24 protein-coding genes and 2 tRNA genes are annotated in these 24,843 nt (G+C 72.3%); 7 read left to right on the forward strand and 19 right to left on the reverse strand.

Going from position 1 to position 24,843, the window contains the following annotated elements; all coding sequences use genetic code 11:
• Positions 1–72 precede the first annotated feature (72 nt).
• From ACEZDE_RS07000 to ACEZDE_RS07025, 6 genes are all read right to left on the reverse strand, one after another.
• On the reverse strand, positions 73–249 hold the full coding sequence (locus ACEZDE_RS07000) for a hypothetical protein (RefSeq protein ID WP_380533583.1): 177 nt from the start codon (positions 247–249) through the stop codon (positions 73–75).
• The gene (locus ACEZDE_RS07005; RefSeq protein ID WP_380533585.1) at positions 246–443 is read right to left on the reverse strand and encodes a hypothetical protein; all 198 of its coding nucleotides are present in this window, start codon (positions 441–443) and stop codon (positions 246–248) included. Before ACEZDE_RS07005 ends, ACEZDE_RS07000 begins: the two co-directional genes overlap by 4 nt.
• A gap of 112 nt (positions 444–555) precedes the next feature.
• Positions 556–762, reverse strand: coding sequence for a hypothetical protein (locus ACEZDE_RS07010; protein ID WP_380533587.1), 207 nt, complete (start codon positions 760–762; stop codon positions 556–558).
• A 62-nt stretch (positions 763–824) separates the two neighbouring features.
• Positions 825–1,667, reverse strand: a complete 843-nt coding sequence (locus tag ACEZDE_RS07015; protein WP_380533589.1) for a helix-turn-helix domain-containing protein — start codon at positions 1,665–1,667, stop codon at positions 825–827.
• Between the two features lie 19 nt (positions 1,668–1,686).
• On the reverse strand, positions 1,687–2,190 hold the full coding sequence (locus ACEZDE_RS07020; protein ID WP_380533591.1) for a DUF6879 family protein: 504 nt from the start codon (positions 2,188–2,190) through the stop codon (positions 1,687–1,689).
• The gene (locus ACEZDE_RS07025) at positions 2,174–2,395 is read right to left on the reverse strand and encodes a hypothetical protein (protein ID WP_380533593.1); all 222 of its coding nucleotides are present in this window, start codon (positions 2,393–2,395) and stop codon (positions 2,174–2,176) included. Before ACEZDE_RS07025 ends, ACEZDE_RS07020 begins: the two co-directional genes overlap by 17 nt.
• A gap of 298 nt (positions 2,396–2,693) precedes the next feature.
• Here ACEZDE_RS07025 and ACEZDE_RS07030 point away from each other — a divergent pair, with 298 nt between their 5' ends.
• The 4 genes from ACEZDE_RS07030 to ACEZDE_RS07045 all read left to right on the forward strand — a co-directional run bounded on the left by ACEZDE_RS07030 (position 2,694) and on the right by ACEZDE_RS07045 (position 5,694).
• Positions 2,694–3,323 (forward strand): hypothetical protein, encoded by a 630-nt coding sequence (locus tag ACEZDE_RS07030; RefSeq protein ID WP_380533595.1) that lies wholly within the window; start codon positions 2,694–2,696, stop codon positions 3,321–3,323.
• A gap of 460 nt (positions 3,324–3,783) precedes the next feature.
• Positions 3,784–4,248, forward strand: coding sequence for an excisionase family DNA-binding protein (locus tag ACEZDE_RS07035; RefSeq protein WP_380533597.1), 465 nt, complete (start codon positions 3,784–3,786; stop codon positions 4,246–4,248).
• A 1-nt stretch (position 4,249) separates the two neighbouring features.
• A complete protein-coding gene (locus tag ACEZDE_RS07040) occupies positions 4,250–4,816 on the forward strand; it encodes a PIN domain-containing protein (protein ID WP_380533599.1) in 567 nt (188 codons plus the stop codon).
• 164 nt (positions 4,817–4,980) lie between these two features.
• On the forward strand, positions 4,981–5,694 hold the full coding sequence (locus ACEZDE_RS07045; protein ID WP_380533601.1) for an SDR family oxidoreductase: 714 nt from the start codon (positions 4,981–4,983) through the stop codon (positions 5,692–5,694).
• Between the two features lie 62 nt (positions 5,695–5,756).
• Here the strand turns inward: ACEZDE_RS07045 and ACEZDE_RS07050 are convergent, their stop codons facing one another.
• From ACEZDE_RS07050 to ACEZDE_RS07065, 4 genes are all read right to left on the reverse strand, one after another.
• Positions 5,757–6,743 (reverse strand): aldo/keto reductase, encoded by a 987-nt coding sequence (locus ACEZDE_RS07050; RefSeq protein ID WP_380533603.1) that lies wholly within the window; start codon positions 6,741–6,743, stop codon positions 5,757–5,759.
• A 91-nt stretch (positions 6,744–6,834) separates the two neighbouring features.
• The gene (locus ACEZDE_RS07055; RefSeq protein ID WP_380533605.1) at positions 6,835–7,410 is read right to left on the reverse strand and encodes a type II toxin-antitoxin system PemK/MazF family toxin; all 576 of its coding nucleotides are present in this window, start codon (positions 7,408–7,410) and stop codon (positions 6,835–6,837) included.
• Between the two features lie 81 nt (positions 7,411–7,491).
• A tRNA-Asn gene (locus ACEZDE_RS07060) sits at positions 7,492–7,564 on the reverse strand.
• Between the two features lie 30 nt (positions 7,565–7,594).
• A tRNA-Asn gene (locus ACEZDE_RS07065) sits at positions 7,595–7,667 on the reverse strand.
• A gap of 263 nt (positions 7,668–7,930) precedes the next feature.
• Here ACEZDE_RS07065 and ACEZDE_RS07070 point away from each other — a divergent pair.
• Entirely contained in the window at positions 7,931–8,230 is a 300-nt protein-coding gene (locus ACEZDE_RS07070; protein WP_380533607.1) for a YtxH domain-containing protein, read from the forward strand.
• 152 nt (positions 8,231–8,382) lie between these two features.
• Positions 8,383–9,807 (forward strand): FGGY family carbohydrate kinase, encoded by a 1,425-nt coding sequence (locus ACEZDE_RS07075; protein ID WP_380533609.1) that lies wholly within the window; start codon positions 8,383–8,385, stop codon positions 9,805–9,807.
• Between the two features lie 45 nt (positions 9,808–9,852).
• Here the strand turns inward: ACEZDE_RS07075 and ACEZDE_RS07080 are convergent, their stop codons facing one another.
• The 7 genes from ACEZDE_RS07080 to ACEZDE_RS07110 form a co-directional block, all read right to left on the reverse strand.
• Positions 9,853–11,049 carry an RNA polymerase sigma factor gene (locus tag ACEZDE_RS07080; protein ID WP_380533611.1) on the reverse strand — a complete coding sequence of 399 codons (1,197 nt, stop codon included), beginning with the start codon at positions 11,047–11,049 and terminating at the stop codon, positions 9,853–9,855.
• Between the two features lie 96 nt (positions 11,050–11,145).
• The gene (gene dnaG / locus ACEZDE_RS07085) at positions 11,146–13,137 is read right to left on the reverse strand and encodes a DNA primase (protein ID WP_380533613.1); all 1,992 of its coding nucleotides are present in this window, start codon (positions 13,135–13,137) and stop codon (positions 11,146–11,148) included.
• 48 nt (positions 13,138–13,185) lie between these two features.
• On the reverse strand, positions 13,186–14,445 hold the full coding sequence (locus ACEZDE_RS07090; RefSeq protein ID WP_380533614.1) for an NAD(P)/FAD-dependent oxidoreductase: 1,260 nt from the start codon (positions 14,443–14,445) through the stop codon (positions 13,186–13,188).
• A 147-nt stretch (positions 14,446–14,592) separates the two neighbouring features.
• Positions 14,593–15,864, reverse strand: a complete 1,272-nt coding sequence (locus tag ACEZDE_RS07095; RefSeq protein ID WP_380533616.1) for a deoxyguanosinetriphosphate triphosphohydrolase — start codon at positions 15,862–15,864, stop codon at positions 14,593–14,595.
• Positions 15,865–15,937: 73 nt separating this feature from the next.
• Entirely contained in the window at positions 15,938–16,834 is an 897-nt protein-coding gene (locus tag ACEZDE_RS07100; RefSeq protein ID WP_380533618.1) for a sirohydrochlorin chelatase, read from the reverse strand.
• A 135-nt stretch (positions 16,835–16,969) separates the two neighbouring features.
• Positions 16,970–17,857, reverse strand: coding sequence for a trypsin-like serine peptidase (locus tag ACEZDE_RS07105; RefSeq protein WP_380533620.1), 888 nt, complete (start codon positions 17,855–17,857; stop codon positions 16,970–16,972).
• Between the two features lie 259 nt (positions 17,858–18,116).
• On the reverse strand, positions 18,117–19,109 hold the full coding sequence (locus ACEZDE_RS07110; RefSeq protein ID WP_380533621.1) for a proteasome assembly chaperone family protein: 993 nt from the start codon (positions 19,107–19,109) through the stop codon (positions 18,117–18,119).
• 411 nt (positions 19,110–19,520) lie between these two features.
• Between ACEZDE_RS07110 and ACEZDE_RS07115 the strand changes: the two genes are divergently transcribed.
• The gene (locus tag ACEZDE_RS07115) at positions 19,521–20,207 is read left to right on the forward strand and encodes a GNAT family N-acetyltransferase (protein WP_380533623.1); all 687 of its coding nucleotides are present in this window, start codon (positions 19,521–19,523) and stop codon (positions 20,205–20,207) included.
• A gap of 266 nt (positions 20,208–20,473) precedes the next feature.
• Here ACEZDE_RS07115 and ppdK read toward each other — a convergent pair whose 3' ends face one another.
• Both ppdK and dusB read right to left on the reverse strand, forming a co-directional pair.
• A complete protein-coding gene (gene ppdK, locus ACEZDE_RS07120; protein WP_380533625.1) occupies positions 20,474–23,227 on the reverse strand; it encodes a pyruvate, phosphate dikinase in 2,754 nt (917 codons plus the stop codon).
• 391 nt (positions 23,228–23,618) lie between these two features.
• Positions 23,619–24,791, reverse strand: a complete 1,173-nt coding sequence (gene dusB / locus ACEZDE_RS07125; protein WP_380533626.1) for a tRNA dihydrouridine synthase DusB — start codon at positions 24,789–24,791, stop codon at positions 23,619–23,621.
• Positions 24,792–24,843: the final 52 nt, after the last annotated feature.

Raw genomic sequence — 24,843 nt, forward strand, 5'->3', positions numbered from 1 at the left:
CCCACCCGGACGGTGGTGTCCCGCCTGGCTGCTGGTCTTCCACAGCGCCGGCGGCCGGGCGGGCGGGGGGCGCTACTTCGCGAGTCGGGCCTTTGCCTTGGTGTCGCAGTCGGTGCAGCGCAGGACGGTGCCGCCGCAGCCGGTGTCGCCGTGGATCTCGGCCACCACGCGCGCGTTCGGCGTCCAGCGGTCGCAGCCGCCGCAGTACCCGGCCTTGGTGGCGCCTTCAGGGGGCGGGATCTCGATCATGTCGTTGCCTCCTCCGTGGTGTGGTCGTGGTGCGGGCAGGCGCAGGGCCTCGGCTGCCATCCGAGCACCGGGTGCTGGTAGCCGGGGTAGGGGCAGGTGCGGCACCCGTGGACGAAGCCGGGGTCCTTGTGGCCGACCAGGCATTCGGACTGCAGGTAGTCCGCCGGGTAGCCGTGGGCGGCGGACACCGGCATCACCGTGGCACCTCGGCAACGCTCCCGAGGATCTGCAGGGCGTGGGTCGGCACGGTGCGTGCGAACGGGCGGCCGGGCATCAGAGCGGCGTCGAGCCCGGCCCCATCCACGCTCACGCCGCAGCCTCGGTGTGCGCAGGGCAGGCGACCACGGCCCAGCCGAGACGGCCGCCCAGGCAGGTGGTGGTGTACCGGTGCCCGGCCGGAGCCAGCGGGCCGTCGGTGCTGCCGCAGGTGATGCAGGCCACGCCGCGAAGCCGGGCCAGGAGTTGACCGTCAACGGGTAAGGCGAGAGCGTCGCCTGATGCTGTGTCCGCCATGTCACCGACGGTAGGGAGCGGCGGTTTCCGGCCTCAACGAGTGTGCGAGAACTTGCGCGCGTTCATCCGAGGGCCTGGATCGCCCCACCGATCAGCCGTCGTGCGTCGCCCCCGAACACGGCTTGCCGGGACAACGCCGCGAAGGTGTCGACGTACATCCTGATCTCGTGGGGCTGAGAGATCGTGAGGTACGCGGAAACCAGCTCGACGTTCACCTGCGTATCGTCGAAGATCCAGAAGTCTTCAACGGGCCACAACGCAGACCGGTCCGCAGCGAACGGGACAATGCCCAGGCTTACGGCCGGCAGTGACGCCACCGACAGCAGGTGGCCCAGTTGTTCGGCCATAGCGGCCTCAGTCCCGATCCGGTGCCGGAGCACGCTCTCCTCCAGCAGCAGAGCGAAGCGGTGCCCGCCCCGGCGAAGAATCTGCTGCTTGTCGATGCGGACCTGAACCGCGGCGTCCAGGTCGTCAGGGACCTCGCGCCGGTCGCGGATCGCGGACAGCAGCGCCTCGATGTAGGGCCTGGTCTGCAATGGTCCCGGGATCAGCCAGGAGGAGTAGGCCCGGAACCGCCGGGTGCGTTCCCAGAGCGGCAGCACGGACTCCTGAGCGCGCTTGAGACCCGAGCTCTCCATCCGCCGCCACTCGACGTACATGCCGTCGATGCCGCGGGCGGTGGCGATCAGATCGGCGGCCTGGCCCGCGACGCCGCAGTTCAGCGCCCAGGCCCGCAGGTCGGCGTCGGAGGGGGTCACCCTGCCGTGCTCGATGCGGGAGCACTTCGACTCGTGCCAGGAACACAACTCAGCCAGCGCCCGCGCGGTCAGACCCGAGTCCTTCCGGATCTCGCGCAGGCGCTGGCCGAGAGCTTCCCGTGCACGGGTAACACTGGAGGATGACACGTGATCAGCTTGCCGATTCTCAGGCGGGACGGAAGTCCTCGTGGGGGATCGCGCGTTGCCAGACAGCCTCGAACGCCTCTGTGCACAGCGCTACGGTCCTGGCGTCGGTGACCAGTTCCTCGCCCGTCATCGTGCCGTCACCGGCGAAGTGGTTGAACAGCACCGTCTCGCCGTCGAACAGCCAGTAGTCGTTACCCGGCAGCGCCAGATCGGAGGCCTGACGCCGAGGCAGCCACCGCACCTGCTCACCCGACTTGACGTTGTGGCCGCTGGTGACGTCGTACTCGAAGCGGATGTAGTCGCTGATCGGCTCGGAGACGATCCTGGCCCTGCGTACCTCAACGCCTCGGATCGTGGTCTGCACCATGAGGTCGAACCACGAATGCCACCGCTCAGCCGGGTCGAAACGATGCCCGCTGTTCCACTCCTCGAAGTCCGCGTCACGACCGTAGCCGTCACGCATCTCCAGGTGCACGGCAGTCAGCCGTGCTGAGCGGAACAGATCTTCAAACGCCGCCGCCACCGTTGACCTCCGGGAAGAACTGCATCATGCGTCGGGGGAATTCGATCACGGTCTCGTGGTCGGGGATGGCGAGCTGGGCAAGCCGCTCGGGGTCCGTGACCTTCCCGCCCTGCAGTAGGTAGGTGTCGGTCACGTCGTCGAGGTAGACGGTGGGGCTGCCGTTGTTGGGGCTCTCGGGGTCCTTGCCGAGCTTGTGCAGTGCCATGGCTGTGCCTCTCTCGTCGGGAGGAGTGCTGTGACCGAGCTTGCACGCTCCGTTGTCGTCCGTGCCATGGGTATGCGGAAACTTGCGACCCCAACGTGCTGCAGGCGACGGAAGCCCCGCCGCCTGCAGGTGCAGGGGACGGGCTCTGAATGGAGACCGGCCGAGCCGTGTCATCGGGGTGCCTGTTCTACGGCCGGGAGCCGGGGTCTGGTCCGTGCGGTAACCGTTTGGCAACACCGGGCACGTCACCGTTGCGAGCCTGGAAGGCTGGCGGCTCAAGTACTCCAAGGGGACGCGTATGCGAGCCGGCACCACCGCAGCCACGGTCCTGGCTCTGCTCGCGCTGGCGCTGGCGGGCTGCACCGGCCCGCACCGGGCGGTCAGCAACGGCGACCACGCCAGCAGCCGACCGCCGGGCGTCCCCGCCGGACCCGCGGCCCCCACCTCGGACACACCCGCGTCAGCGGCAGCCGCCGATCCGCTGATGAAGATCGGCACCGCCTGGCCCTGGCAGCAGGGCGACACCGGCACCGTCAGCGGCGCCACCACGGTCCTGAGCTACCAACAGCACATCGCCGTCGACGGACCCACCCCGGAAGACGCCTTCGGCCCGTCGTCCCGCGGCGACATATGGGCCTCGCTCGACGTGAAGGTGTGCAGCAACCCGCAGTCCACCGCGCCCATCCCCGTGGCCGACACCGACTGGACCCTCACCTACTCCGACGGCACCCGGATCAAGCCCTCCGGCACCGGCTACGACAACTTCCCCAAGCCCGCGTTCCCCATGGGCGACTCGACCGTCCAGCCCGGCCGCTGCCTGCGAGGGAAGATCGTGTTTCCGGTTCCGGCCGCGGCACGCCCCGTCTTGATCGACTACACGCCCGGCGGGATGACCGTGCCCGAGGAATGGACCGTGCCGGAGAAGTGACGCCCTGCACTGGCCGCACTCCCCCGCACCGCTTCACTGCGGAGCCCCGTACAACACTCGTCCGTCAGGACGGGTCAGGGGCCGTCTGCGCCGACGGGGATGAGAGACAGAACGTCAGTCAGTGGGAATAGGGCGGGGCCGGCCCAGTCGTCCTCGCGTGCGTGGGCTTCGTTCACGGCCCAGTCAGCGGCCCGCAGCACGAACGCCCGCATGCCGCAGTCGGATGCGCCGGTGAGTTCGCCACCGCCGCCGTCGCCAACGTAGAGGCAGTCCTGCGGGCCTGTCCCGAGTCGGCGTGCAATCAGGCGGAACAGCCCTGGATCAGCGGTCGAGCCCTTCATGCGATCGGGTGGGACGAGGCGTCGGAGCGCGTCCCGCGATCGTTACCCGGGAAGGCGTTGCGAATAATGCGAATGCTTCGGATACTGCGACTATACTGGGAAGCCAAGGAGGCATCACCATGGCAACCGCCACGGAAGGCCGCAAGATCGCACCAGGCACCGTCGACGCCCAGAGCGCCGAACGTGCCCTGCGTAGGATCCGTGACTACCTCGCGCACACCACGGACACCACCACGGACATCTCCATCCTTGGAGAGGTCGGCTCCCACGATCCCCTCGTTCTGCCACGCCCCACCGTAGAGATGTTCGCGGCGATGCTCGCCACCCTCGCCAACGGCCAAGGCGTGCAGATCATGCCCGTCAACGCCATCGTTTCCACACAGGTCGCCGCTGACATGCTCAACGTTTCCCGGCCCTACCTGATCAATCTGCTGGAGAAGGGGGAGATCCCCTTCGAACTGGTCGGGCGTCATCGCCGCATCAAGTTCAACGACGTCATGGGATACAAGCGGCGGGATGACAGCGAGCGCAAGGACGCAGCCGACTCCCTCGCCGCCTTCGACGAGGACATGGGGCTGCTCTGACATGGCCTTCGTCGTCCTGTACGACTCGAACGTGCTCTACCCGAACACGGTGCGGGATCTGCTCATCCGCTTGGCTCAGCAGGGGATCGTCCAAGCCAAGTGGACCGAGCAGATCCTGGACGAGGTGGAAGCCGCACTCCGCCGTAACGGGATCGCGGACGACGAGAAGCGGGCGAGGTTGCGGCGCCTCATGAACGCAGCCGTGCGCGACTGCACCGTCACCAACTACGAGCCGTTGATCGAAGGGCTCAAGCTCCCCGATCCGGACGACAGGCACGTCCTGGCGGCAGCGATCAAGGCAAGCGCGCAGGTGATCGTCACCGACAACGGCAAGCACTTCCCGCCCGACTACCTGGCCGAGTGGGGGATCGAACGGAAGACTGCTGACGACTTCGTCATGGATCTGATCGATATGAACGGCCGTGTCGTTTACGGGTGTGTCGTTGAGATCGTCAACAGTCGGCGCAAGATGGCCGCCACGATCGACGATGTGCTGGATCAATTGGAGCGATCCCAGTTGATCGGATCAGCGAGCATGCTCCGCAGCCAACCCGTCGAAGGTATCTGACCCGCCGTCGACCAGTGGCTGACCGATGCCGCGGCTGGGTGCCGGGCTGCGTGTTGACGAGGGAGGGACGGGGGAGGTTCTCCGGGGGCAGCGAGTCCCTCAGCCACCTCGAACCGAGCCGGACCGAACAGAACCGTGCCGCAGCAAAGGATTCAGACACCCTCATGGCATCGACCGCATCGACCACGCCGCACAACACCGTCCTGCTGATCGGTGCGTCGCGGGGCCTCGGCCTCGCGATCGCCGAGGAGTACCTCGCCGCGGGGGCGCAGGTCGTCGCCACCGTGCGCGGGCCCGGACGCACCGCTCTGCACGATCTCTCGGGCCCGCTCGCCGACCGGCTGGAGATCGAGACCGTCGACATCACCGTCCCGGAGCAGGTCGCCGGCCTTCACGAGCGGCTGGGCGGACGCCGGTTCGACCTGCTGTTCGTCGTCGCGGGCGTCACCAACGCCGAGCACGAGACCCCCGCCGACGTCAGCACCGACCAGTTCTCCCGGATCATGGTCACCAACGCGCTCAGCCCGATGCGCGTCATCGAGGCGTTCGAGGACCTGGTCCGGCCCGCCGGCACGATCGCGATCATGTCCTCCGGTCAGGGCAGCGTCGCCAACAACGAACGCGGCGGCTTCGAGATCTACCGCGCCAGCAAGTCCGCACTCAACCAGCTGATGCGCAGCTACGCCGCCCGGCACCGCGACGACCCGCGGACGCTGCTGCTGATGGCCCCGGGCTGGGTGAAGACCGAGCTCGGCGGACCGAACGCGCGGCTCACCGTCGAGGAGAGCATCCCCAAGCTCGTCGGCGTCATCGACGCCCGGCACGGCCGGGGCGGGCTCCAGTTCCTCGACTACCTGGGTGAGACCGTCGCCTGGTGACGGTCCCACCCCGCGCTCCGGTTGCTCAGCCCGCTCCGGCTGCTCAGCCCGCCGCGGGCTGCTCAGCCCGCCGCGTCGAGGCGGGTGCGCTGGTCGGGGGTCAGCTTCAGCTCCACGGCGGCCAGGCTCTCGTCCAGTTGGGCCACCGAAGAGGCGCCCACCAGCGGGACGGACGGGACGTCCGCCCCGATCAGCCAGGACAGGACGACCTGGTTGACGGTCGCCCCGGTCTCGGCCGCGACCTCGCGCAGGGCGGCCAGCCGGGCCGGGGTGCCCGGGTGGTCGTAGCCCGCGCCGAGCGGCTTGTCGGTGCGGGTGTAGCCGCCGCCCAGCAGCGGGGAGTAGGCGACCAGCGCCAGTGACGGGTCGTCACGGACGTAGCTGAGCAGCTCGGCGCCGACCAGGCCCTGGTCGCCGTCCACCGAGAGCATGCCCGGCCGGTCGCCGCGCGGGCGGAGGTAGCTGTGGCGGTACTGCAGCACCTCGTAGCCGGGCAGACCGGCCGCGGCGGCCAGGTTGCGGGCCCGTTCGACCCGCCAGGACCAGTGGTTGCTTGCCCCGAGCAGGCCCACCGTGCCCTCCTCGACCAGCGCGGCGAAGCCCTCGACGGTCTCCTGGAGCGGGACGGTCGGGTCCTCGATGTGCGCGTAGAGCAGCGGCAGCCGGTCCAGGCCGAGGCGCTCGCGGCTGCGTTCGGCCGACTCGCGGATCACCTTCGCGGACAGCCCCTCGGGGTTGTCCACGAAGCCGGTGCCGGGGGCGAGCGGACGGGCGCCCAGCTTGGTGGCGATGACGATCTCGTCCCCGACGCCGCGGCTGCGGCGCCAGCGGCCGAGGAGTTCCTCGCTCGCGCCGCCCTGGCTGTCGTCGTACCAGAAGGCGTAGTTGTCCGACGTGTCGATGAAGGTGCCGCCGGCCTCGACGTAGCGGTCGAGGATCGCGAACGAGGTCCGCTCGTCGGTGTAGGTCCCGAACAGCATCGCGCCCAGGCTGAGCACGCTGACCTCGCGACGGGTCGCCGGAGCCGTTCCGATCATGCGGTATTCCATGCTGGTTCCTCCGTTTCCGGCCGCCGTTCCGGGGGCCGTGCGAAGGAGTCTGCTGGCTGGAGCGCGCTCCAGGTCAAGGCAGCGGGTCAGCTCAGGTCAGGGACTTCTGGACCCGGGTCCAGAGGCCCGCGTCCACTGTGCCCACGCGGCGGCGGAAGCCGTCCAGCGGGACCTCGCGGGCCTCGTCGGTCTCCAGCCAGCTGGCCCGGTGCTCGCGGTCGCCGACCGTGCCGGGCGGCAGCGGGAGCACGCCGGGACGCTCGGCGTGGTGCTTGCTGGTGATCTTCAGGACGGTCACCGTGTCCGCGCCCCGGTGCAGCACCAGGCAGGGCCGGTCCTTGGCGCCGGGGCCGTCCTCGAACGGCACCTCGGCCCACCAGATCTCGCGCGGCTCGGGCAGCCGGGACGGGGCCCGGCGGTCCCGGCGGTTCGGCTCCGCGGCCGGACGGCTCCCCCGCCCGCCGGGGCGCGGTCCGGGACGGGGCCCCGAACGGCTTCCGGGCCGCGGACCCGAGCCGGGACGGGAGCCCCGCGGCCGACCGCCGGTGCGGTCGCCGCCGGTGGGACGGCGTGAGGAGCCGCCCCGGCGTCTGCGGTCCACTCCCAGGGCGCCGGCCACCAGCACCACCAGTGCCAGCGCCGCCTCGATCAGCTGAGCCTGCGTCATCTCCCGCGCCCCTCCCCGATCCCGTAAAACACACCGTACGACGACAAGGGCCCCGACCTAGGTCGGGGCCCTTGTGCGGAGCTCCTCCAATTGGACTCGAACCAATAACCTGCCGATTAACAGTCGGCTGCTCTGCCAATTGAGCTATGGAGGATCGTTCACCAGCCGGGACGATGCCCGGCAGCTCCCCCAATTGGACTCGAACCAATAACCTGCCGATTAACAGTCGGCTGCTCTGCCAATTGAGCTATGGGGGAAGGTGCGGCTTCGCGGACCCGGCTCCGTCGAGCTGTGGGCGGCGCTAGCTGCGGGTCATACATTAGCGCACCCAGGGGGGTGTTCCGCCAATCCATAGATCCACCGGTCCCCGGCCGCCCCGCGGGCGCCGGTTCGGGCGGTCCGGGGCAGGGTAGGCGTCCCGCGAACAGGGCCGGACCCCGGGCCGGTCCGGCGCGGCAGCCGCGCGACCGCGAGCCGACCGCCCTAGGCTCCGCAGCAGGACCACGACATGGAGGCGCTCATGCGCAAGCTCACGTTCATCGCCGGACTGGCACTCGGCTACGTGCTCGGCACCCGCGCCGGGCGGGAGCGCTACGAGCAGCTCAGCAAGGCCGCCCACGACCTCGCGCAGGCCCCCACGGTGCAGTCGGCCACCAGGAACGCCAAGCAGGCGGCCGGGACCGCGGCCGGGAAGGCCGCGGACGCGGTGGTCGGCAAGGTCGGCGACCGGATCCCCTCCTCCGTCACCGACCGCGTCCCCTACCTGCGGGACCGGGTCGGCGCCGAGAGCACCGACGCCTGGGGCAGCAGCACCCGATAGGACGCAGGGGCGGGACGGGTGCCCGGGAAGGCCTCGCCGGGGCAGGGCGGGACGCCCGGGAAAGCCTCCCGCTGAGGGAAATCGTGCCGGGCGCAGCGGAATCCGGTGCCGGGCAGCACACACGGCGGGCCGGTGCGGCATGATCTCGTAACATGGCGATTTCGGCTGGCATCGACTGCTCGTCCCAGAACACCAAGATCGTTGTCTGTGACAGCGACACCGGCGCGATCCTCCGGGAGAACCGCGCACCGCACCCCGGCGCGACCGCCGCCGGAAGCGCGACCGCCGAGATCGACCCGCAGTCCTGGCTCCGCTCGCTCGGCGCCGCCGCCGAGGGCGGGATCCTCGAAGGCGTCCGCGCGATCGGGGTCAGCGCCCAGCAGCAGGGCCTGATCGCCCAGGACGCCGGCGGCGTGCTGGTCCGCCCCGCGCTGCTGCGGCACGACCCGCGGGCCGGTCGCGCCGCCGCGCAGCTGCTGGCCGAGCTGGGCGGGCCCGGCGCCTGGACCGAGGCGGTCGGCTCGGTGCCCACGGCCGGTTCCACCGTCGCCAAGCTGCGCTGGCTGGCCGAGGCCGAGCCGCAGAACGCCAAGCGCGTCGCCGAGGTGCTGCTGCCGCACGACTGGCTGGTCTGGCAGCTGCTGGGCCACCCGGCCCGCCGCACCACCGACCGCGGCGACGCCTCCAGCACCGGCTACTGGTCCCCCGCGACCGGCCGCTACCGCGGCGACCTGCTCGCCCTCGCGCTCGGCCACGAGCCCGCCGTACCGAGCGTGCTCGGCCCGGCCGAGGCCGCCGGGCACAGCCCCGAGGGCCTGCTGATCTCCGCCGGGACCGGCGCCGCCATGGCCACCGCGCTCGGCCTGGGCCTGGACCAGGGCGACGCCGTGGTGTCGCTGGGCAGCAACGGCACCGTCCACGCCGTCCACGACAAGCCGCTGGTCGACCCGGACGGCACGATCACCGCGCTCGCCGACGCCACCGGACGGCACCTGCCGCAGGTGACCACGTTGAACGCGGCCCGGGTGCTGCAGGCCACCGCCGAGCTGCTGCGCACCGACGCGGCCGGGCTGAGCGAGCTGGCGCTGCGCAGCACCCCCGGCTCGTACGGGCTGGTGCTGCTGCCCTACCTGGACGGCGAGCACACGCCCGCGCTGCCGCACGCGGCCGGGACGCTGGCCGGGCTGCGGGTCGACTCGATGCGGCCCGAGCACCTGGCCAGGGCCGCGGTCGAGGGGATGCTGTGCGGGCTGGCGGACGCGTTGGACGTGCTGCGCGACCGGGGGGTCGCGGTCCGCCGGGTGTTCCTGACCGGCTCGGCCGGGCGGCTGCCCGCGGTGCAGGCCATCGCGCCGCTGCTGCTGGGCGTGCCGGTGGTGATCCCGGCGCCGGCCGACTACGCCGCGATCGGCGCTGCGCGCCAGGCCGCATGGGCCCTGGCGGGCAGCACGACGCCACCGCAGTGGCCGCTGCGGGACTCGGTCACCGTCGACCCGGGGGAGGACGTGGCCGTGGGACGGGCGGTGCGGCAGCAGTTCGCGGCGGTTCGCGCTCAGGCGCACCCGGAGTTGGGCTGAGCGGGGCCGGCGTTGGCGGCGTCGGGCCGATGCGGGCCGCGTCGGTCAGTCGAGGTAGCCGCGGAGTTGGTCGGCGAAGGCGTGGTCGCGGAGTTTGCTGAGGGTCTTGGACTCGATCTGGCGGATCCGTTCGCGGGTGACGCCGAACAGTCGGCCGATCTCCTCCAGGGTGCGCGGGCGGCCGTCCACCAGGCCGTAGCGGAGCTGGACCACCCGGCGCTCGCGCTCGCCGAGGGTGGAGAGCACCGCCTCCAGGTGCTGCCGCAGCAGGATGAACGCGGCGGACTCGACCGGGGAGGCCGCGTCGCCGTCCTCGATCAGGTCGCCGAGGGCGACGTCGTCCTCGTCGCCGACCGGCGCGTGGAGTGAGACCGGCTCCTGGGCCAGCCGCAGCACCTCGCTGACCCGGGCCGGGAGGATCTCCAGCACCTCGGCCACCTCCGCCGCGGTGGGTTCGCAGCCGCGTTCCTGGAGCAGCCGCCGCTGCACCCGGACCACCCGGTTGATCAGCTCCACCACGTGCACCGGCACTCGGATGGTCCTGGCCTGGTCGGCCAGGGCCCGGCTCATCGCCTGGCGGATCCACCAGGTGGCGTAGGTGGAGAACTTGTAGCCGCGGGCGTAGTCGAACTTCTCGACCGCGCGGATCAACCCGAGGTTGCCCTCCTGGACCAGGTCCAGCATGGTCAGTCCGCGGCCCACATAGCGCTTCGCGACGGAGACGACCAGGCGGAGGTTGGCCTCGATCAGGCGGCGCTTGGCGATCCGGCCCAGCACGATCAGCCGGTCCAGGTCGGAGGCCAGGGGTTCTTCGGCCAGACCGGGGTGGGCGTTCAGGTACTCCTCGGCGAAGAGTCCGGCCTCGACCTCACGCGCCAGCTCGACCTCCTGGACGGCGGTGAGCAGGGGGATCCGGCCGATCTCGCGCAGGTACTGGCGGAACAGGTCGGCGGACGGGCCCGAGGTGTCGTCGAGAGCGGGGGACGGGTGGTCTTCGACCCGATCGCCGGCCCGGTGGCCGGGAGGCTCGGCGGGGTCGTCCCCGTCGTCCGGTTCGTCGTCGGCCTCCTCCCCGAGCGCGAGCGCCTCCGGCGGGGGGCCGTCGAGAAGGAACGGCTCCGGGTCGGGGCGGTGCGGAGCGCGCGGCATCGGGACGGGAGGGGCCGCGCCGCCCTCCGTCCGGAACGCGATGGGCGGGAGGCCGTCGGGACCGGCGGCCCCGCGCTCGGTTGAGTCGGGCACCGCAACCCAGTGTGCTCCCCCGCTGACGCTCAGGCAGAGACGTGTGCGCGGACTTTCTCCCCCGGTTCCGCAACGACCGGCCCCGCCCGGACCGGGTCAGAGCGCCGCGGCGCCGCGTTCGCGCAGGCCTTGGCCGTACTGCTGGAGTGCCCACAACTCGCCCTGGACAGACGACAGTTGATCAGGGGTGGCGCGCGGGCCGAGCCGCTGCAGGTGGGCCCGGCAGTCGGCGACCCTGCGGTCCACCGCCTGCAGCCGCAGTTTGACCAGGAACTCCCCCGCGTAGAGGGCGTCGGCGGCCCGCCGGGTGCGTACCGGCTCCACCGTCAGTTCGGTGATCAGTCCGCGCACCCCGTCGTCAGGAGCCGCCGCCCGTACCAGGCCTGACCAGGCGTCAGGCCTGGACGCACCGGCGGCCACCCCGCCCGCCGCCGCGATGGCCGCGCGGACCTGGGCGTACGGCGGGGTCGGGAACTCGTCCTCGGCGTAGAAGTCGAAGGTGGGGGCGACCAGCACCGGGTGCTGGAGGGCGAGCTTCAGCAGCTCCCGCTCGACGAACTGGGCCGGGTCGCGCGGGTTCAGCCGGTACGCGGGCCGCATCGGCGCGGCGGCCACCGGGACCGGCGCCCCGTACCCCCGGCGCTCCCCACCCGAGCCGCCGGAGCCGCCCGCGCCGCCCGGACCGAAAGAACCGCCTGGCCCGCCCGCGCCGCCGGGGCGGTTGCCGCCGCGGTCCTTCTGCTGGTCCCGTTCCCGCTGCCAGCGGGCCAGTTGGGAGACCCGGCGGACCACGAACTGCTCGTCCAGGATGCCGATCATCCCGGCCAGCTGCACCGCGTAGTCGTGCTGGATCGAGCCGTCCTTGATCCGGGCCACGATCGGCGCGGACTGCTCCAGCGCGGCCGAACGGCCTTCCGCCGTCTCCAGGTTGTGCGTGGCGACGGCGGCCCTGATCGCGAACAGGAACAGCGGGACCGGGTTCTCGATCAGCGCCCGGACCGCCTCGTCGCCCTGGGCCAGCCGCAGTTCGCACGGGTCCATCCCGCCGGGGCTGACCGCGATGGAGGTCTTGGCGGCGAACTTCTGGTCGTCCTCGAAGGCCCGCAGCGCGGCCTTCTGCCCGGCCGCGTCGCCGTCGAAGGTGAACACCACCTCGCCCCGGTACTGCGAGGTGTCCATCAGCAGCCGGCGCAGGATCTTGATGTGGTCCTCGGCGAAGGCGGTGCCGCAGGTGGCCACCGCCGTGGTGACGCCCGCGAGGTGACAGGCCATCACATCGGTGTAGCCCTCGACGACCACCGCCCGGCCGGTCTTGGCGATGTCCTTCTTGGCCAGGTCGATGCCGTAGAGGACGTTGGACTTCTTGTAGAGCGGGGTCTCCGGGGTGTTCAGGTACTTGGGCCCGTTGTCGTCCTCGCGCAGCTTGCGCGCGCCGAAGCCGACCACCTCGCCGGTGATGTCCCGGATCGGCCAGACCAGCCGCCCCCGGAACCGGTCCATCGCCCCGCGCTGGCCCTCCGAGCAGATGCCGGAGACCAGTAGTTCGCGGTCGCTGAAGCCGCGCCCGCGCAGGAAGCGGGTGAGGTTCTCGAAGCCGCCGGGGGCGTAGCCCAGGCTGAAGCGGGCGGCGGCCTCGGCCTCGAAACCGCGCTCCTTGAGGAAGCGCCGGGCGATGTCGGCCTCCGGGCTGCCCAGCTGCTCGGTGAACCAGGCCGCGGCGATCCTGTTGATCTCCAGCAGCCTGGTCCGCTCGCCCTTCTGCTGGCCCGGCTGGTAGCCGCCGCCCTCGTAGCGCAGGGTGATGCCGACCTGGGGCGCCAGCCGCTCGACCGTCTCCACGAACGACAGGTGTTCGATCTTCATCACGAAGCCGAGGGTGTCCCCGCTCTCCTGGCAGCCGAAGCAGCTGAAGACGCCCTTGCTCGGGTTCACGTAGAAGGAGGCGGACTTCTCGTCGTGGAACGGGCACAGCCCCTTGAGCTGCCCGCCGCCGCCGTTGGTGAGCTGGACGTACTCGCCGACGACGTGGTCGATCCGGACGGCGGCCCTGACCGCGTCCACGTCCTCGTCTTTGATCCGTCCTGCCACGTCGTGCAGTGTATGCCTGGGGGCGGACAGCAGCCGACGGTCCGGCGGCTACAGCTCGGCGAGCGGGACCGACGGGTCGGCCAGCCGGTCCGGGTCGACCGGGCGGCCGGAGCGCACCAGCTGCTGGATCGCGCCCGCCACGTCCCAGACGTTGACGTTCATCCCGGCCAGCACCCGGCCGTCGGCCCCCTGCCAGAAGGCGATGAACTCGCGCTTGCCCGCGTCGCCGCGCAGCACCACGTGGTCGTAGGAGCCGGGAGCGGCGTGGCCGGAGTACTCCAGGCCGACGTCGTACTGGTCCGAGAAGAAGTAGGGCACCCGGTCGTAGACCACCGGCCGGCCCAGCATCGACCTGGCCGCCGCCGGGCCGCCGTTCAGCGCGTTGGCCCAGTGCTCGACCCGCAGCCGCCGGCCGAACAGCGGGTGCTCGGCCGAGGCGACGTCCCCGGCCGCGAAGACCGCCGGGTCGGAGCTGCGCAAGGCGGCGTCCACGGCGATGCCGCCGCCCTCCTCCGGCCCGGCCACGGCCAGTCCGGCGGCCTGCGCCAGCGCGGTCTGCGGCGCGGCGCCGATGCCGACCACCACGGCGTGCGCCGGGTGCTCGTCGCCGTCGTCGGTGTGCGCGGCCAGCACCATGCCGTCCTCGCCCTCGATCGCGGTGACCGAGGCGCCGAAGTGGAACCGGACCCCGCGGTCCTCGTGCAGATGGGCGAAGAAGCCGCCCAGCTCCGGGCCCAGCACTCCGAACAGCGGGGTGGGCTGCGGCTCGACGACGGTGACCTCCGCCCCGTAGCCGCGGGCGGCGGCGGCGACCTCCAGCCCGATCCAGCCCGCGCCGACCAGCAGCAGCCGTCCGTTCTCCCGGCCCAGGGTCTGCAGCGCGGCCCGCAGCCGCTCGGAGTCGTGCAGCTTCCGCAGGTAGTGCACGCCGCCCAACTCGGCCCCGGGGACGTCCAGGGTGCGCGGGGCGGAGCCGGTGGCGAACAGCAGCCGGTCGTAGGTCAGCACCGTCCCGTCGCCGAGGTGCAGCGCACGGGCCTCGCGGTCCAGCCGGGTGGCCGGCGAGCCCAGCCGCAGTTCGATCTCGTGCGCGGCGTACCAGGGCGACTCGTGCACGAAGAGGTCGTCGCGGGGCGTGGACCCGGCCAGGTAGCCCTTGGACAGGTTGGGCCGCTCGTACGGGGGTTCGCGCTCCTCCCCGACCAGGATGACCCGGCCGGTGAAGCCCTCGGCGCGCAGGGTCTCCGCGGCCTTGGCGCCGGCGAGTCCGGCTCCGACGATGACATGGGTCTCGTGCGCGTCCACCACGGGTGGTCTCCTGTCAGGTCGTGACATGTGGAACGGGTCACAGCGTGAAGTCGTCACTGCAGCCTGCCGCAACAGCGGGGCACGGTGAAGACCATCGGCACGCTCGGTTACCGCCGGGCGGTCGTCCGCGGGGGCGCCGCCGGTCGGTCATCTGCTGCTGACGAGCAGCCGGTGCAGCGTCGCCGCCGAGGAGTCGGTGAGCGTGGCGATCTGGTCGACCACCGCGCGCAACCGGCCCGCGTCGTCCGCGGCCTCCTCGTAGAGGGCGCCGAAGACCGGGTCCAGGCCGACCGGCGCGGACGCCACCAGCGCCTGGGCCAGCTCGCCGATCACGGTGCGCTGCCAGGCCCGCAGCTGCTCCTGGTCGTCACGCTGCATCACATAGCGGTCGGCGACGGCCTTGAGCACCGCGCACTCCAGCCGCTCGGCGCGCGGGACGATCAGGTCGGCGCCGTAGCGGGTGAGCGGCCCGGGGCCGTGGCGCTCCCTGGTCGCCCGTTCGGCCGCGGTGCAGAACCGGCCGATCAGCTGGCTGGTGGTGTCCTTGAGCGCGGCCCTGGCACGGGCCGAGGCGTCGTAGCCGCCGGGCCACCACTCCTCGGCCTGGAGCCGGTCCAGCGCCTCGGCCAGCTCGCCCTCCTCGGCGGTGGGCGCGTAGCGCCGGGCGACGGCGAACAGCTCGGCCCGCTCGCGCGGGGAGCGCAGCGCGGCCGGGGAGACGTGCCCGGCGTGCAGCCCGTCCTCGACGTCGTGGACCGAGTAGGCGACGTCGTCGGACCAGTCCATCACCTGGGCCTCGAAGCAGCGTTCGAACCGGTCCCGGCCGCTCGGCAGGTCCTGCCGGAGCCAGTCGAACACGGCCGCGTCATCGGCGTAGACGCCGTACTTCTGCGGGTAGTCCGGGTGCTCGCCCCTGGTCCACGGGTACTTGGTGGCGGCGTCCAGCGCGGCCCTGGTCAGGTTGAGGCCCACGCTGCGCGCGCCCGCGCCCTCGGAGAAGCGCTTGGGTTCCAGCCGGGTCAGGATGCGCAGGCTCTGCGCGTTGCCCTCGAAGCCGCCGCAGGCCGCCGCGGCCAGGTCCAGGGCCTCCTCACCGGTGTGGCCGAACGGCGGGTGGCCGATGTCGTGGGAGAGGCAGGCGGTCTCCATCAGGTCCGGGTCGCAGCCCAGGGCGGCGCCCAGCTCCCGGCCGATCTGGGCGCACTCCAGCGAGTGGGTGAGCCTGGTCCTGGGGAAGTCGCTGGCCAGCGGGGCGACCACCTGGGTGGTCCCGGCCAGTCGGCGCAGCGCGGCGGAGTGCAGCACCCGGGCCCGGTCCCGCTGGAAGGCGGTCCGGCCCGGACGCTTGTCCGGCTCGTCCACCCAACGGGCCTGGGCGGCGGCGCTGTAGTCGGTGCTGACCTGCTCCGTGTCGTCCATATCCGGCAACCGTATCCGGCGCCGGTGACAGCCCGTACCTGACACACCAGCAGCAACCGCGGCCGACCGGGCGTCAGACCGCTGTCGGCACCGCGAAGCCGGTGCGGGACGGGACCGCCGCGTCGTAGCGCTCCAGCAGCAGCGCGGCCATCGCCTGCTGCGCCCCGAGCGGGGCGGCGACCAGCCAGGGGGCGTCCGCCGCCGCGGTCCTGGCGAAGTCGCCGGGGGCGGTGAAGTAGGACGAGAGCGCGATCCGCCGGTAGCCCCTCTCGCGCAGCGCGGCCAGCGCCTGCGGCACCGTCGGCGCGGCGGCGGAGACGTACCCGGGCACCACCGGGACGTGCAGCCGGGCCGCCAGCAGCAGCGCCTGGGTCTGCGCGTCCCTGGCCGAGGCCGGGTCCCTGGAGCCGGACGCCGCCAGCAGCACGGCGTCCCTGGCGTCCCGGCGGCGGATCCGGACCTGCTCCGGGTCGTCCCAGCCCGCCTCGGCCAGCCGCAGCCGCAGCGCCTCGGTGAGCAGCGGGTGCGGGCCGAGCGGCGCGGCGGTGCGGGCGTCCAGCCGGGGGTGCCGGGCGATCGCCCCGGGGACGTCGTGCCGGACGTGGAAGCCCCGGCCGAGCAGCAGCGGGACCAGGACGGCCGTGCCGTCGCCCAGTTCCTCCAGCACGTCGTCCAGCAGCGGCTGGTTCAGCCCGAGGAAGGCAGGCCGCACGTCCAGGCCGGGGCGCAGCGCGCGGACCCGGTCCAGCAGCCGGTGGACCGTCTCCCGGGCGGCCGGGTCGCGGGAGCCGTGGGCCACCGCGACCAGGGTGGGCCGTGGATCGGCCGGGCCCCGCCGCCCGCCCGCTCGGGCGCGGCGGCGGCCGGCGGCGGCCGGGCGCGGGGAGAAGCGGTGGGCGATCTCGGCTATCAGCTCGGCGTGGCTGCTGCCGAGCGGAACGCCTGCGGGGGTGCGGTCGGTCGGCGTCATACGGTCAAGCCTGCCGCACCGGTGTTTCCCGCCGGTTGCCCAGCCGTCACAGGCCGTTTCCCCGGCCTCACCGCCCGCTCCGGCCCCGGAGAGGCCGCAGCGCCGGCGAGGCTCCCGGGGCTTGCCCGGCCGGGCTCACGACGCCGCGGCGACAGCCTGCGCGTAGAGGGCCTGGACCGCGCTGCCGAAGGCGCAGGCGTAGGAGACGTCCGGGGTGTCGCCGCCCTGCTGGTAGCCGCCGATGACGCCGACCAGGGTGCCCAGGCCGGTCGCCGGGTCCACGTCCGCCAGCATCGGGCCGCCGCTGCTGCCGGCCTGGAACCCGGTGCAGTCGAACTCGGACTGGGTCGCCGAGCGGGCGGTCAGGGTGTTGTGGCAGGAGACCGGCTTCTCGGTGTCGATCGGGTAGCCGACCGACCCGACCGCGACCGGGCGGGCCCGGCCGAAGCCGAGCTTCTGCGCGCCGACCACGTCCGCCAGCCGCTCGGCGGGCTCGCCGACCCGGTGCACCAGCACGAACGCCACGTCGTAGTCGGGGTCGGAGTCGGCCGCCCAGTGCGGGTCCACCAGGACCTGGTCGGCCGCCCACTCGCCGTAGGGCTCGACCCCGTCGTGGTAGCCGGGGACGAAGAGGACCGGCGCGGTCGGGGTCGCGGGCACGCCGTTCGCCGGGTCGGACAGGCAGTGCGCGGCGGTCACCACGATGCTGCCGACCGGGCTGGCCACCGCGGTGGCGGTGCAGCTGTGGTGGTGGGTCGAGTGGCCGTCGGCGTCGGTCGCGAACAGCGCCCCGACGCTCGGCAGGCCGTCGAAGACCGTGCTCCGGCCGGACAGCGGGGCGTCCGGCGCGGCGAACGCGGCCGGGAGGACGGGGACCGTGCCGGAGCGGACGGTCGGCGGGGGCGGCGAGGAGCGGGCGCCGCTGCTGCCCGCCTTGGCCCACTGCATCGCCAGCACGCAGCAGACGCCGATGAGCACGGCTCCGATCAGCCGGGACGTCACACGCACCTGCGAACGGGTCACGCCGGGGGTGCTCCTTCCGGGCCGGAGTCGCCGAGCGGGCCGAACGGCCCCGCGAGGAATGATAGGCATCAGCGGCACCCCCGTACACGGCAGGCCCGCCCGGAGTCGTCCCCGCGGTCGCCCCGACGGCCCTGGTCGAACGGCTGGACCGGCGGTCGCAAGCCGCCCGAACGACGCTCGAACACCGGTCGGACGGCCTTGGGCCGAACCGGGGTCGAACCGGTGCCGAACCGGTGGCCCCGGGGCAGCCGCCGCGGCGTCAGCTCATTCCGGTGGTGCCCTCGTTGGGGCTGTCGCCCTGCTCCGCGAGGAACTCCTCGAAGGCCCGGCCCAGCTCGTCCGCGGACGGCAGGTCGGCCGGTTCGGCCATCAGGTTCTCCCGGCCCGCCGCGCCCGCCACCGCGTCGTACTGCTGCTCCAGGCCGCCGACCGCGCTGCGCAGTTCATCGTCGCCGTCGGCGAGCTGCTGGTCGATGTCGGTGCGGACCTCGTCCAGCTTGGACCGCAGCGGCACCCCGGGCAGCACCAGTCCGGTCGCCGCCTGCACGGCCTCCAGCACGGCCACGGCGGCCTGCGGGTAGGGCGTGCGGGCGAGGTAGTGCGGGACGTGCGCGGCGAAGCCCAGGACGTCGTGCCCGGCCTCGGCGAGCCGGAACTCCAGCATCGCCGCGACGCTCGCCGGGACCTGGACCTTGTCGAACCAGCGCGGGTAGAGCCCGAGCAGGTCCTCCCGGTTGCCGTGCGGGGTCAGCCCGACCGGGCGGGTGTGCGGCACGCCCATCGGGATGCCGTGGAAGTTCACCGCGAGCCGCACCCCGAGCCGGTCCACCACCTCCAGCACCGCCTTGGCGAAGCGCTCCCACTCGACGTCCGGCTCCGGGCCGCTGAGCAGCAGGAACGGTGCTCCGGCGGAGTCGTGCAGCAGGTACAGGTCGATGGTCGGAGCCTGGTAGGAATCCCAGCGGTCGCGGTCGAAGACCATCTGCGGGCGACGCGCCCGGTAGTCCACCAGGCGGTCGGCGTCGAAGCGCACCAGCAGCTTGCGCGCCGGGTCGTCCAGCAGGTGGTCGACGACCTGCTCGCCGACCTCTCCGGCGTCCATGAAGCCCTCGAAGAAGTGCAGCAGCACCGGCCCCTTGGCCGACCCCCCGTCCAGCCCGGGGACGGCTTCGCCGCCGGAGCTGCCGAAGGCCGCCTCGACGGCTGCCGGCGCCTCCGGCTCGAATGCGTACAGCCCCTGCGGATCAAGCACGGTGAACCCAATCTCCCGAGGTCCGCGCCCTGACCGCGCGCAGACTCCACTATTTCATCACCAGCGCGTCCGGCACGGCCCGCATTCCCGAACGTGCGGGAAACTCGGGCGCGGCGCGGGATGACTTGACCGCCCGCGGCCGGTATGGTCCTCTCGCTGTACCGCATCGCTGCCGTACAGCACGCCATGGGTACCGCTCCACCCTCGCACGACCAGACGTACCCCCGCATCGCACCCCTGCCTTCACCTGGCCGCCCGCTGTCATTCGCGCTCTCGTTCCTTCCTCGGCCATCTCGCGGACACACACTGTCCCCTCGCTCCCTGCCCCGCCACGGCTGACGCGCTCCGTCGCCGTACCCGGAACAGGCCAGGGCGCACCCCCCTGCCCCGCCGCCAGAAGGACACAAGGCCGTGCCTCTTCCTGTCTACCTCCATGGCCGCACCGTGCGGCTGGAACCCCTCGCGGAGCGCCACATCGAGGCGCTGACCACGGCTGCCGCGGAGGATCGCAGCAGTTACGCGTTCACCCCCGTCCCGCACGGACTCGACGCGACCGCCCGCTACGTCGCCGACGCGCTGGCCGCGCAGGAGGCGGGCCGGGCCCTGCCGTTCGCGACGGTGCGGGTCGCCGACGGCACGGTGGTCGGCTCCACCCGGTTCTGCGAGCTCGACTACTGGCAGGGCCCGGTGATCTGGCCGCCGGCCCCGCGCGGTCCGGTGGGCGACCCGCTCGACGCGGTGCCGGACGCCGCGGAGATCGGCGCGACCTGGCTCTCCGCGCGGGCGCAGGGCACCGGGATCAACACCGAGGCGAAGCTGCTGATGCTGCGACACGCCTTCGAGAGCTGGGGCGTGCGCCGGGTCTCGATGCGCGCCGACGCCCGCAACGCGCGGTCGCGCGCGGCGATCGAGCGCCTGGGCGCGGTGCTGGAGGGGGTGCACCGCGCGCACACCAGGGGCCTGGACGGTCTGGTCCGCGGCACGGCCTTCTACTCGATCCTGGACGAGGAGTGGCCCGCGGCGCGGATCGCCCTGGAGCACCGGGTCGGCGCCGAACGGCCGGCGGCGGCGCCCGAACGCCCGCTGATCTCGGCGTAGCCCGCCGGAGGACGAGAAAAGCCGGGGCGGGTCACCGCCGGACGCCGTTGTCCGGAAGTGGCCCGCCCCGGCGGTACGGCGGTTGCTCTGCGCCGAGCGCCGCCGTAGTTCAGGGGTGTCGCGCGCGAACGCGACGGGTGGGCGGGCAGCTCCCCCTCCCGCCCTCATCCTTGGTCGGGGACGGGGGTTGCACCGGGAGGGGGAATGCCTCGCGCTGACACCGGTGGGCACGCCCCCTGAGGGAGGGGGGCACCGGTGAGGGGACGTCAGCGCGAGTCGCTGCCCGCGGTCTCGATCGCGGCGCGGCCCGCTTCCAGCCGCGCCACGGGGATCCGGAAGGGCGAGCAGGACACGTAGTCCAGCCCGGCCTGGTGGAAGAAGTGGACCGAGTCGGGGTCGCCGCCGTGCTCGCCGCACACGCCGAGCTTCAGGTCGGGACGGGTCGCCCGGCCCTCCGTCACCGCGTGTTTGACCAGGGCGCCGACTCCGTCGCGGTCGATGGTCTCGAACGGGGAGACCCCGAAGATGCCCTTCTCCAGGTAGGCGGTGAAGAAGGAGGCCTCCACGTCGTCCCGGGAGAAGCCCCACACGGTCTGGGTCAGGTCGTTCGTCCCGAAGGAGAAGAACTCGGCCGCCTCCGCGATCTGACCCGCCGTCAGCGCCGCCCGCGGCAGCTCGATCATCGTGCCGAGCTTGATGTCGAGCTTCACCCCGGTGGCCGCGGTGACCTCGGCGAGCACCTGCTCGCACTCGTCCCGGACGATCTCCAGCTCCTGCACCGTGCCGACCAGCGGGATCATCACCTCGGGCCGCGGGTCCCCGCCGCCCCTGCGCCGCTCCGCCGCGGCCTCGGCGATGGCCCGGACCTGCATCCCGAACAGCCCGGGGATGACCAGGCCGAGCCGCACCCCGCGCAGCCCCAGCATCGGGTTGGCCTCGTGCAGCTTGTGCACCGCCTGGAGCAGCCGCAGGTCGTTCTCGTTGGGGTCCTTGCGGGCCTCGGCGAGGGCGACCCGGACCGACAGCTCGGTGATGTCGGGCAGGAACTCGTGCAGCGGCGGGTCCAGCAGCCGCACCGTGACCGGCAGTCCGTCCATCGCCTGGAACAGCTCGACGAAGTCGGCCTTCTGCAGCGGCATCAGCGTCGCCAGAGCGGCTTCGCGGTCCTTGTCGTTGTCGGCCAGGATCAGCTGCTCGACCTCGCGGCGGCGCTCCTCGCCGAGGAACATGTGCTCGGTCCGGCACAGCCCGATGCCCTGGGCGCCGAAGCGGCGGGCGCGGTTGGCGTCGTCCGCGTTGTCGGCGTTGGCCCGGACCCGCAGGCTGCGGCGGACGTCGGCGTGGGCCATGATCCGGTGCACCGCCTGGACCAGGCCACCCTGCTCGTCGGCGCCGGCGTGCAGGGTCCCCTCGAAGTACTCGACCACCGGGGACGGGACGACCGGCACCTCGCCCAGGTAGACCTTGCCGGTGGAGCCGTCGATGGAGATCAGGTCGCCCTCCTCCACCACCTTGCCGTCGGCGGTGGTGAAGCGGCGCTTCTTGGTGTCGACCTCCAGCTCCTCCGCGCCGCAGACGCAGGTCTTGCCCATGCCGCGGGCGACCACGGCGGCGTGCGAGGTCTTGCCGCCGCGGGAGGTGAGGATGCCCTCGGCGGCGATCATGCCGTCCAGGTCGTCCGGGTTGGTCTCCCGGCGGACCAGGATGACCTGCTCGCCGGAGCGGGACCACTTGACCGCGGTGTAGGAGTCGAAGACCGCCTTGCCGACCGCCGCGCCCGGCGAGGCGGCGATGCCCCAGGCGACGCGCTCGGCCTTGGTGGACTCGTCGAAGCGGGGGAACATCAGCTGCGCCAGCTGCGCGCCGTTGACCCGGTGCAGCGCCTCGTCCAGGTCGATCAGGCCCTGGTCGACCAGCTGGACCGCGATCCGGAAGGCGGCGGCGGCGGTGCGCTTGCCGACCCGGGTCTGCAGCATCCACAGCTTGCCGCGCTCGATGGTGAACTCGATGTCGCAGAGGTCCCGGTAGTGGTTCTCCAGGGTGGTCATGATCGACATCAGCTGGTCGTAGCTGGCCTGGTCCAGGCCCTCCAGGTCGGCCAGCGGCACGGTGTTGCGGATGCCCGCGACCACGTCCTCGCCCTGCGCGTTCTGCAGGTAGTCGCCGTAGACGCCCTGGTAGCCGCTGGCCGGGTCGCGGGTGAAGGCGACGCCGGTGCCGGAGTCGGCGCCGAGGTTGCCGAACACCATGGAGCAGATGTTGACGGCGGTGGCCAGGTCGCCGGGGATCCGCTCCTGGCGGCGGTAGAGCTTGGCCCGGTCGCTGTTCCAGCTGTCGAAGACGGCGTGCACGGCGAGGTCCATCTGCTCGCGCGGGTCCTGCGGGAAGTCGCGGCCGGTGCGGTCCCGGACGATGCCCTTGAACCGCTCGACGATCGCCTTGAGGTCGGCGGCGTCCAGGTCCAGGTCGTCGCCGGTGCCCTTGGCGTCCTTGGCCGCCTCCAGGGCCTCCTCGAACAGCTCGCCGTCGACGCCCAGCACGGTCTTGCCGAACATCTGGATCAGCCGGCGGTAGGAGTCCCAGGCGAACCGCTCGTTCCCGGCCTGGTTCGCCAGGCCGCCGACCGAGGCGTCGGAGAGCCCGATGTTGAGGACGGTGTCCATCATCCCGGGCATCGAGAACTTGGCCCCGGAGCGCACCGACACCAGCAGCGGGTCGGCCGCGTCGCCGAGCCGCTTGCCCATCTTCTGCTCCAGCGCGTCGAGGTGCGCACTCACCTCGTCGCGGAGCGGGGCCGGCTCGCTGCCGGTGTCCAGGTAGACCTTGCAGGCCTCGGTGGTGATGGTGAATCCCGGAGGGACGGGAAGCCCGAGGTTGGTCATCTCGGCGAGGTTCGCACCCTTCCCGCCGAGCAGGTCCTTCAGATCCTTGTTGCCCTCGGTGAAGTCGTAGACGAATTTCTGCTCTGCCGACACGGGTCTGTTCTCCTGCCGCACGGTTGCCCTGACGCCGGAGAACATACCCAGATCAAAGGCCGTTCGACTCCCCCGTTGGGCCGTCAGTGGCATGTACCCACCGGTAACCCACTAGATCGAAAGCGCACAATCGAGCTTCACCTGTGAACCCTCAATCGTCGCCCTGACGCTAGCCCGCGTTCAAAGGTTGAAGGCAGCGAAACGGTGCGATCACCGGACCATCACCCAGCGTTCATCACCGGTATCGGTCCTGTTGCCCTGGCTTGATCAGATGGAGGAAAACCCGGCCCGCTGACACGTGCACGTTAAGAAGCCGTTCCACCTGCCGGGCCACCTGCGCTTTTGCGTCCAACTGACGCAAAGTGAGCGGCGGTGTGTCCAGAGTCACGTCCGCCGGGGCGCCCCGTCTCACCCCTCGTGCGTAGGCCGACCGGGCTCAGCCGCCGCTGGTGTCCAGTTCGGCGTCGGCGCTGGGCACGGCGCAGTCGTACGGGTCGTCCAACCAGCCCTCGGGCAGCACCACCCGGTTCGCCCCCGAGGTACGGCCGCGGGGGCCGTCCGCGCTCTCCGGCCAGCGCTGGTCCTGGTCCACCGCGGCCAGGTGCTCGGCCAGCTCGTCCAGGGACGAGGCCAGGGCGAGCGCGCGGCGCAGCTCGGAGCCGACCGAGAAGCCCTTGGTGTACCAGGCGACGTGCTTGCGGAAGTCGACCACGCCGTGCTTCTCGTCGCCGATCCACTCGCCCAGCAGCTGGGCGTGCCGGTACATCACCCGGGCGACGTAGGAGAAGTCGGGCCGCGCATACTGGGTCTCCCCCTCGAAGACGCTGACCAGCTCCTTGAACAGCCACGGGCGGCCCAGGCAGCCGCGCCCCACCACCACGCCGTCGCAGCCGGTCTCCCGGACCATCCGGACCGCGTCGTCGGCGGACCAGATGTCGCCGTTGCCCAGCACCGGGACGTGCGCCGGGACGGCCTCGCGCAGCCGGGCGATGGCGGACCAGTCGGCGGTGCCGCTGTAGTGCTGGATCGCGGTGCGGCCGTGCAGCGCGATGGCGCTGACGCCCTCCTCGGCGCCGATCCGGCCGGCGTCCAGGTAGGTCATGTGGTCGTCGTCGATGCCCTTGCGCATCTTCATGGTCACCGGCATGCCCTGCGCGCCCGCGACCGCCTCGCGCAGGATCCGCTGCAGCAGGTTCCGCTTGTACGGCAGCGCGGAGCCGCCGCCGCGGCGGGTCACCTTGGGCACCGGGCAGCCGAAGTTGAGGTCGATGTGGTCGGCCAGGCCCTCGTCCGCGATCATGCGGGCGGCGCGGCCGACGATGGCCGGGTCCACCCCGTACAGCTGGATCGAGCGGGGCTGCTCGGAGGCGTCGAAGCGGATCAGCCGCATGGTCTTGTGGTCCCGCTCGACCAGCGCCCTGGTGGTGATCATCTCCGAGACGAACAGGCCCTTACCGCCGGACTGCTCCCGGCACAGGCTGCGGAACGGGGCGTTGGTGATCCCGGCCATCGGCGCCAGCACCACCGGCGGCCACACCTCGATCGACGTGCCGAGGCGCAGCGGCGCGACGGCGGTCTCGGCGGCGGGGGCGGCGGCGGTCGTGGTCATCTCGGTTCTTTCCGATCGGTGGGCAGACCATCCAGTGTCCCACTCCCGGCCG

This window comes from Streptacidiphilus cavernicola (assembly GCF_042510955.1).
In the GTDB taxonomy this organism is placed as follows: Bacteria; Actinomycetota; Actinomycetes; order Streptomycetales; family Streptomycetaceae; genus Streptacidiphilus; species Streptacidiphilus cavernicola.

Bases quoted from the DNA above. Each gene is read 5' to 3' on its own strand.
- ACEZDE_RS07000 (WP_380533583.1), bottom strand. From the start codon at position 249: ATGATCGAGATCCCGCCCCCTGAAGGCGCCACCAAGGCCGGGTACTGC.
- ACEZDE_RS07005 (WP_380533585.1), bottom strand. From the start codon at position 443: ATGCCGGTGTCCGCCGCCCACGGCTACCCGGCGGACTACCTGCAGTCC.
- ACEZDE_RS07010 (WP_380533587.1), bottom strand. From the start codon at position 762: ATGGCGGACACAGCATCAGGCGACGCTCTCGCCTTACCCGTTGACGGT.
- ACEZDE_RS07025 (WP_380533593.1), bottom strand. From the start codon at position 2,395: ATGGCACTGCACAAGCTCGGCAAGGACCCCGAGAGCCCCAACAACGGC.
- ACEZDE_RS07030 (WP_380533595.1), top strand. From the start codon at position 2,694: ATGCGAGCCGGCACCACCGCAGCCACGGTCCTGGCTCTGCTCGCGCTG.
- ACEZDE_RS07035 (WP_380533597.1), top strand. From the start codon at position 3,784: ATGGCAACCGCCACGGAAGGCCGCAAGATCGCACCAGGCACCGTCGAC.
- ACEZDE_RS07040 (WP_380533599.1), top strand. From the start codon at position 4,250: ATGGCCTTCGTCGTCCTGTACGACTCGAACGTGCTCTACCCGAACACG.
- ACEZDE_RS07045 (WP_380533601.1), top strand. From the start codon at position 4,981: ATGGCATCGACCGCATCGACCACGCCGCACAACACCGTCCTGCTGATC.
- ACEZDE_RS07050 (WP_380533603.1), bottom strand. From the start codon at position 6,743: ATGGAATACCGCATGATCGGAACGGCTCCGGCGACCCGTCGCGAGGTC.
- ACEZDE_RS07055 (WP_380533605.1), bottom strand. From the start codon at position 7,410: ATGACGCAGGCTCAGCTGATCGAGGCGGCGCTGGCACTGGTGGTGCTG.
- ACEZDE_RS07070 (WP_380533607.1), top strand. From the start codon at position 7,931: ATGCGCAAGCTCACGTTCATCGCCGGACTGGCACTCGGCTACGTGCTC.
- ACEZDE_RS07075 (WP_380533609.1), top strand. From the start codon at position 8,383: ATGGCGATTTCGGCTGGCATCGACTGCTCGTCCCAGAACACCAAGATC.
- ACEZDE_RS07095 (WP_380533616.1), bottom strand. From the start codon at position 15,864: ATGGACGACACGGAGCAGGTCAGCACCGACTACAGCGCCGCCGCCCAG.
- ACEZDE_RS07100 (WP_380533618.1), bottom strand. From the start codon at position 16,834: ATGACGCCGACCGACCGCACCCCCGCAGGCGTTCCGCTCGGCAGCAGC.
- ppdK (WP_380533625.1), bottom strand. From the start codon at position 23,227: ATGTTCTCCGGCGTCAGGGCAACCGTGCGGCAGGAGAACAGACCCGTG.
- dusB (WP_380533626.1), bottom strand. From the start codon at position 24,791: ATGACCACGACCGCCGCCGCCCCCGCCGCCGAGACCGCCGTCGCGCCG.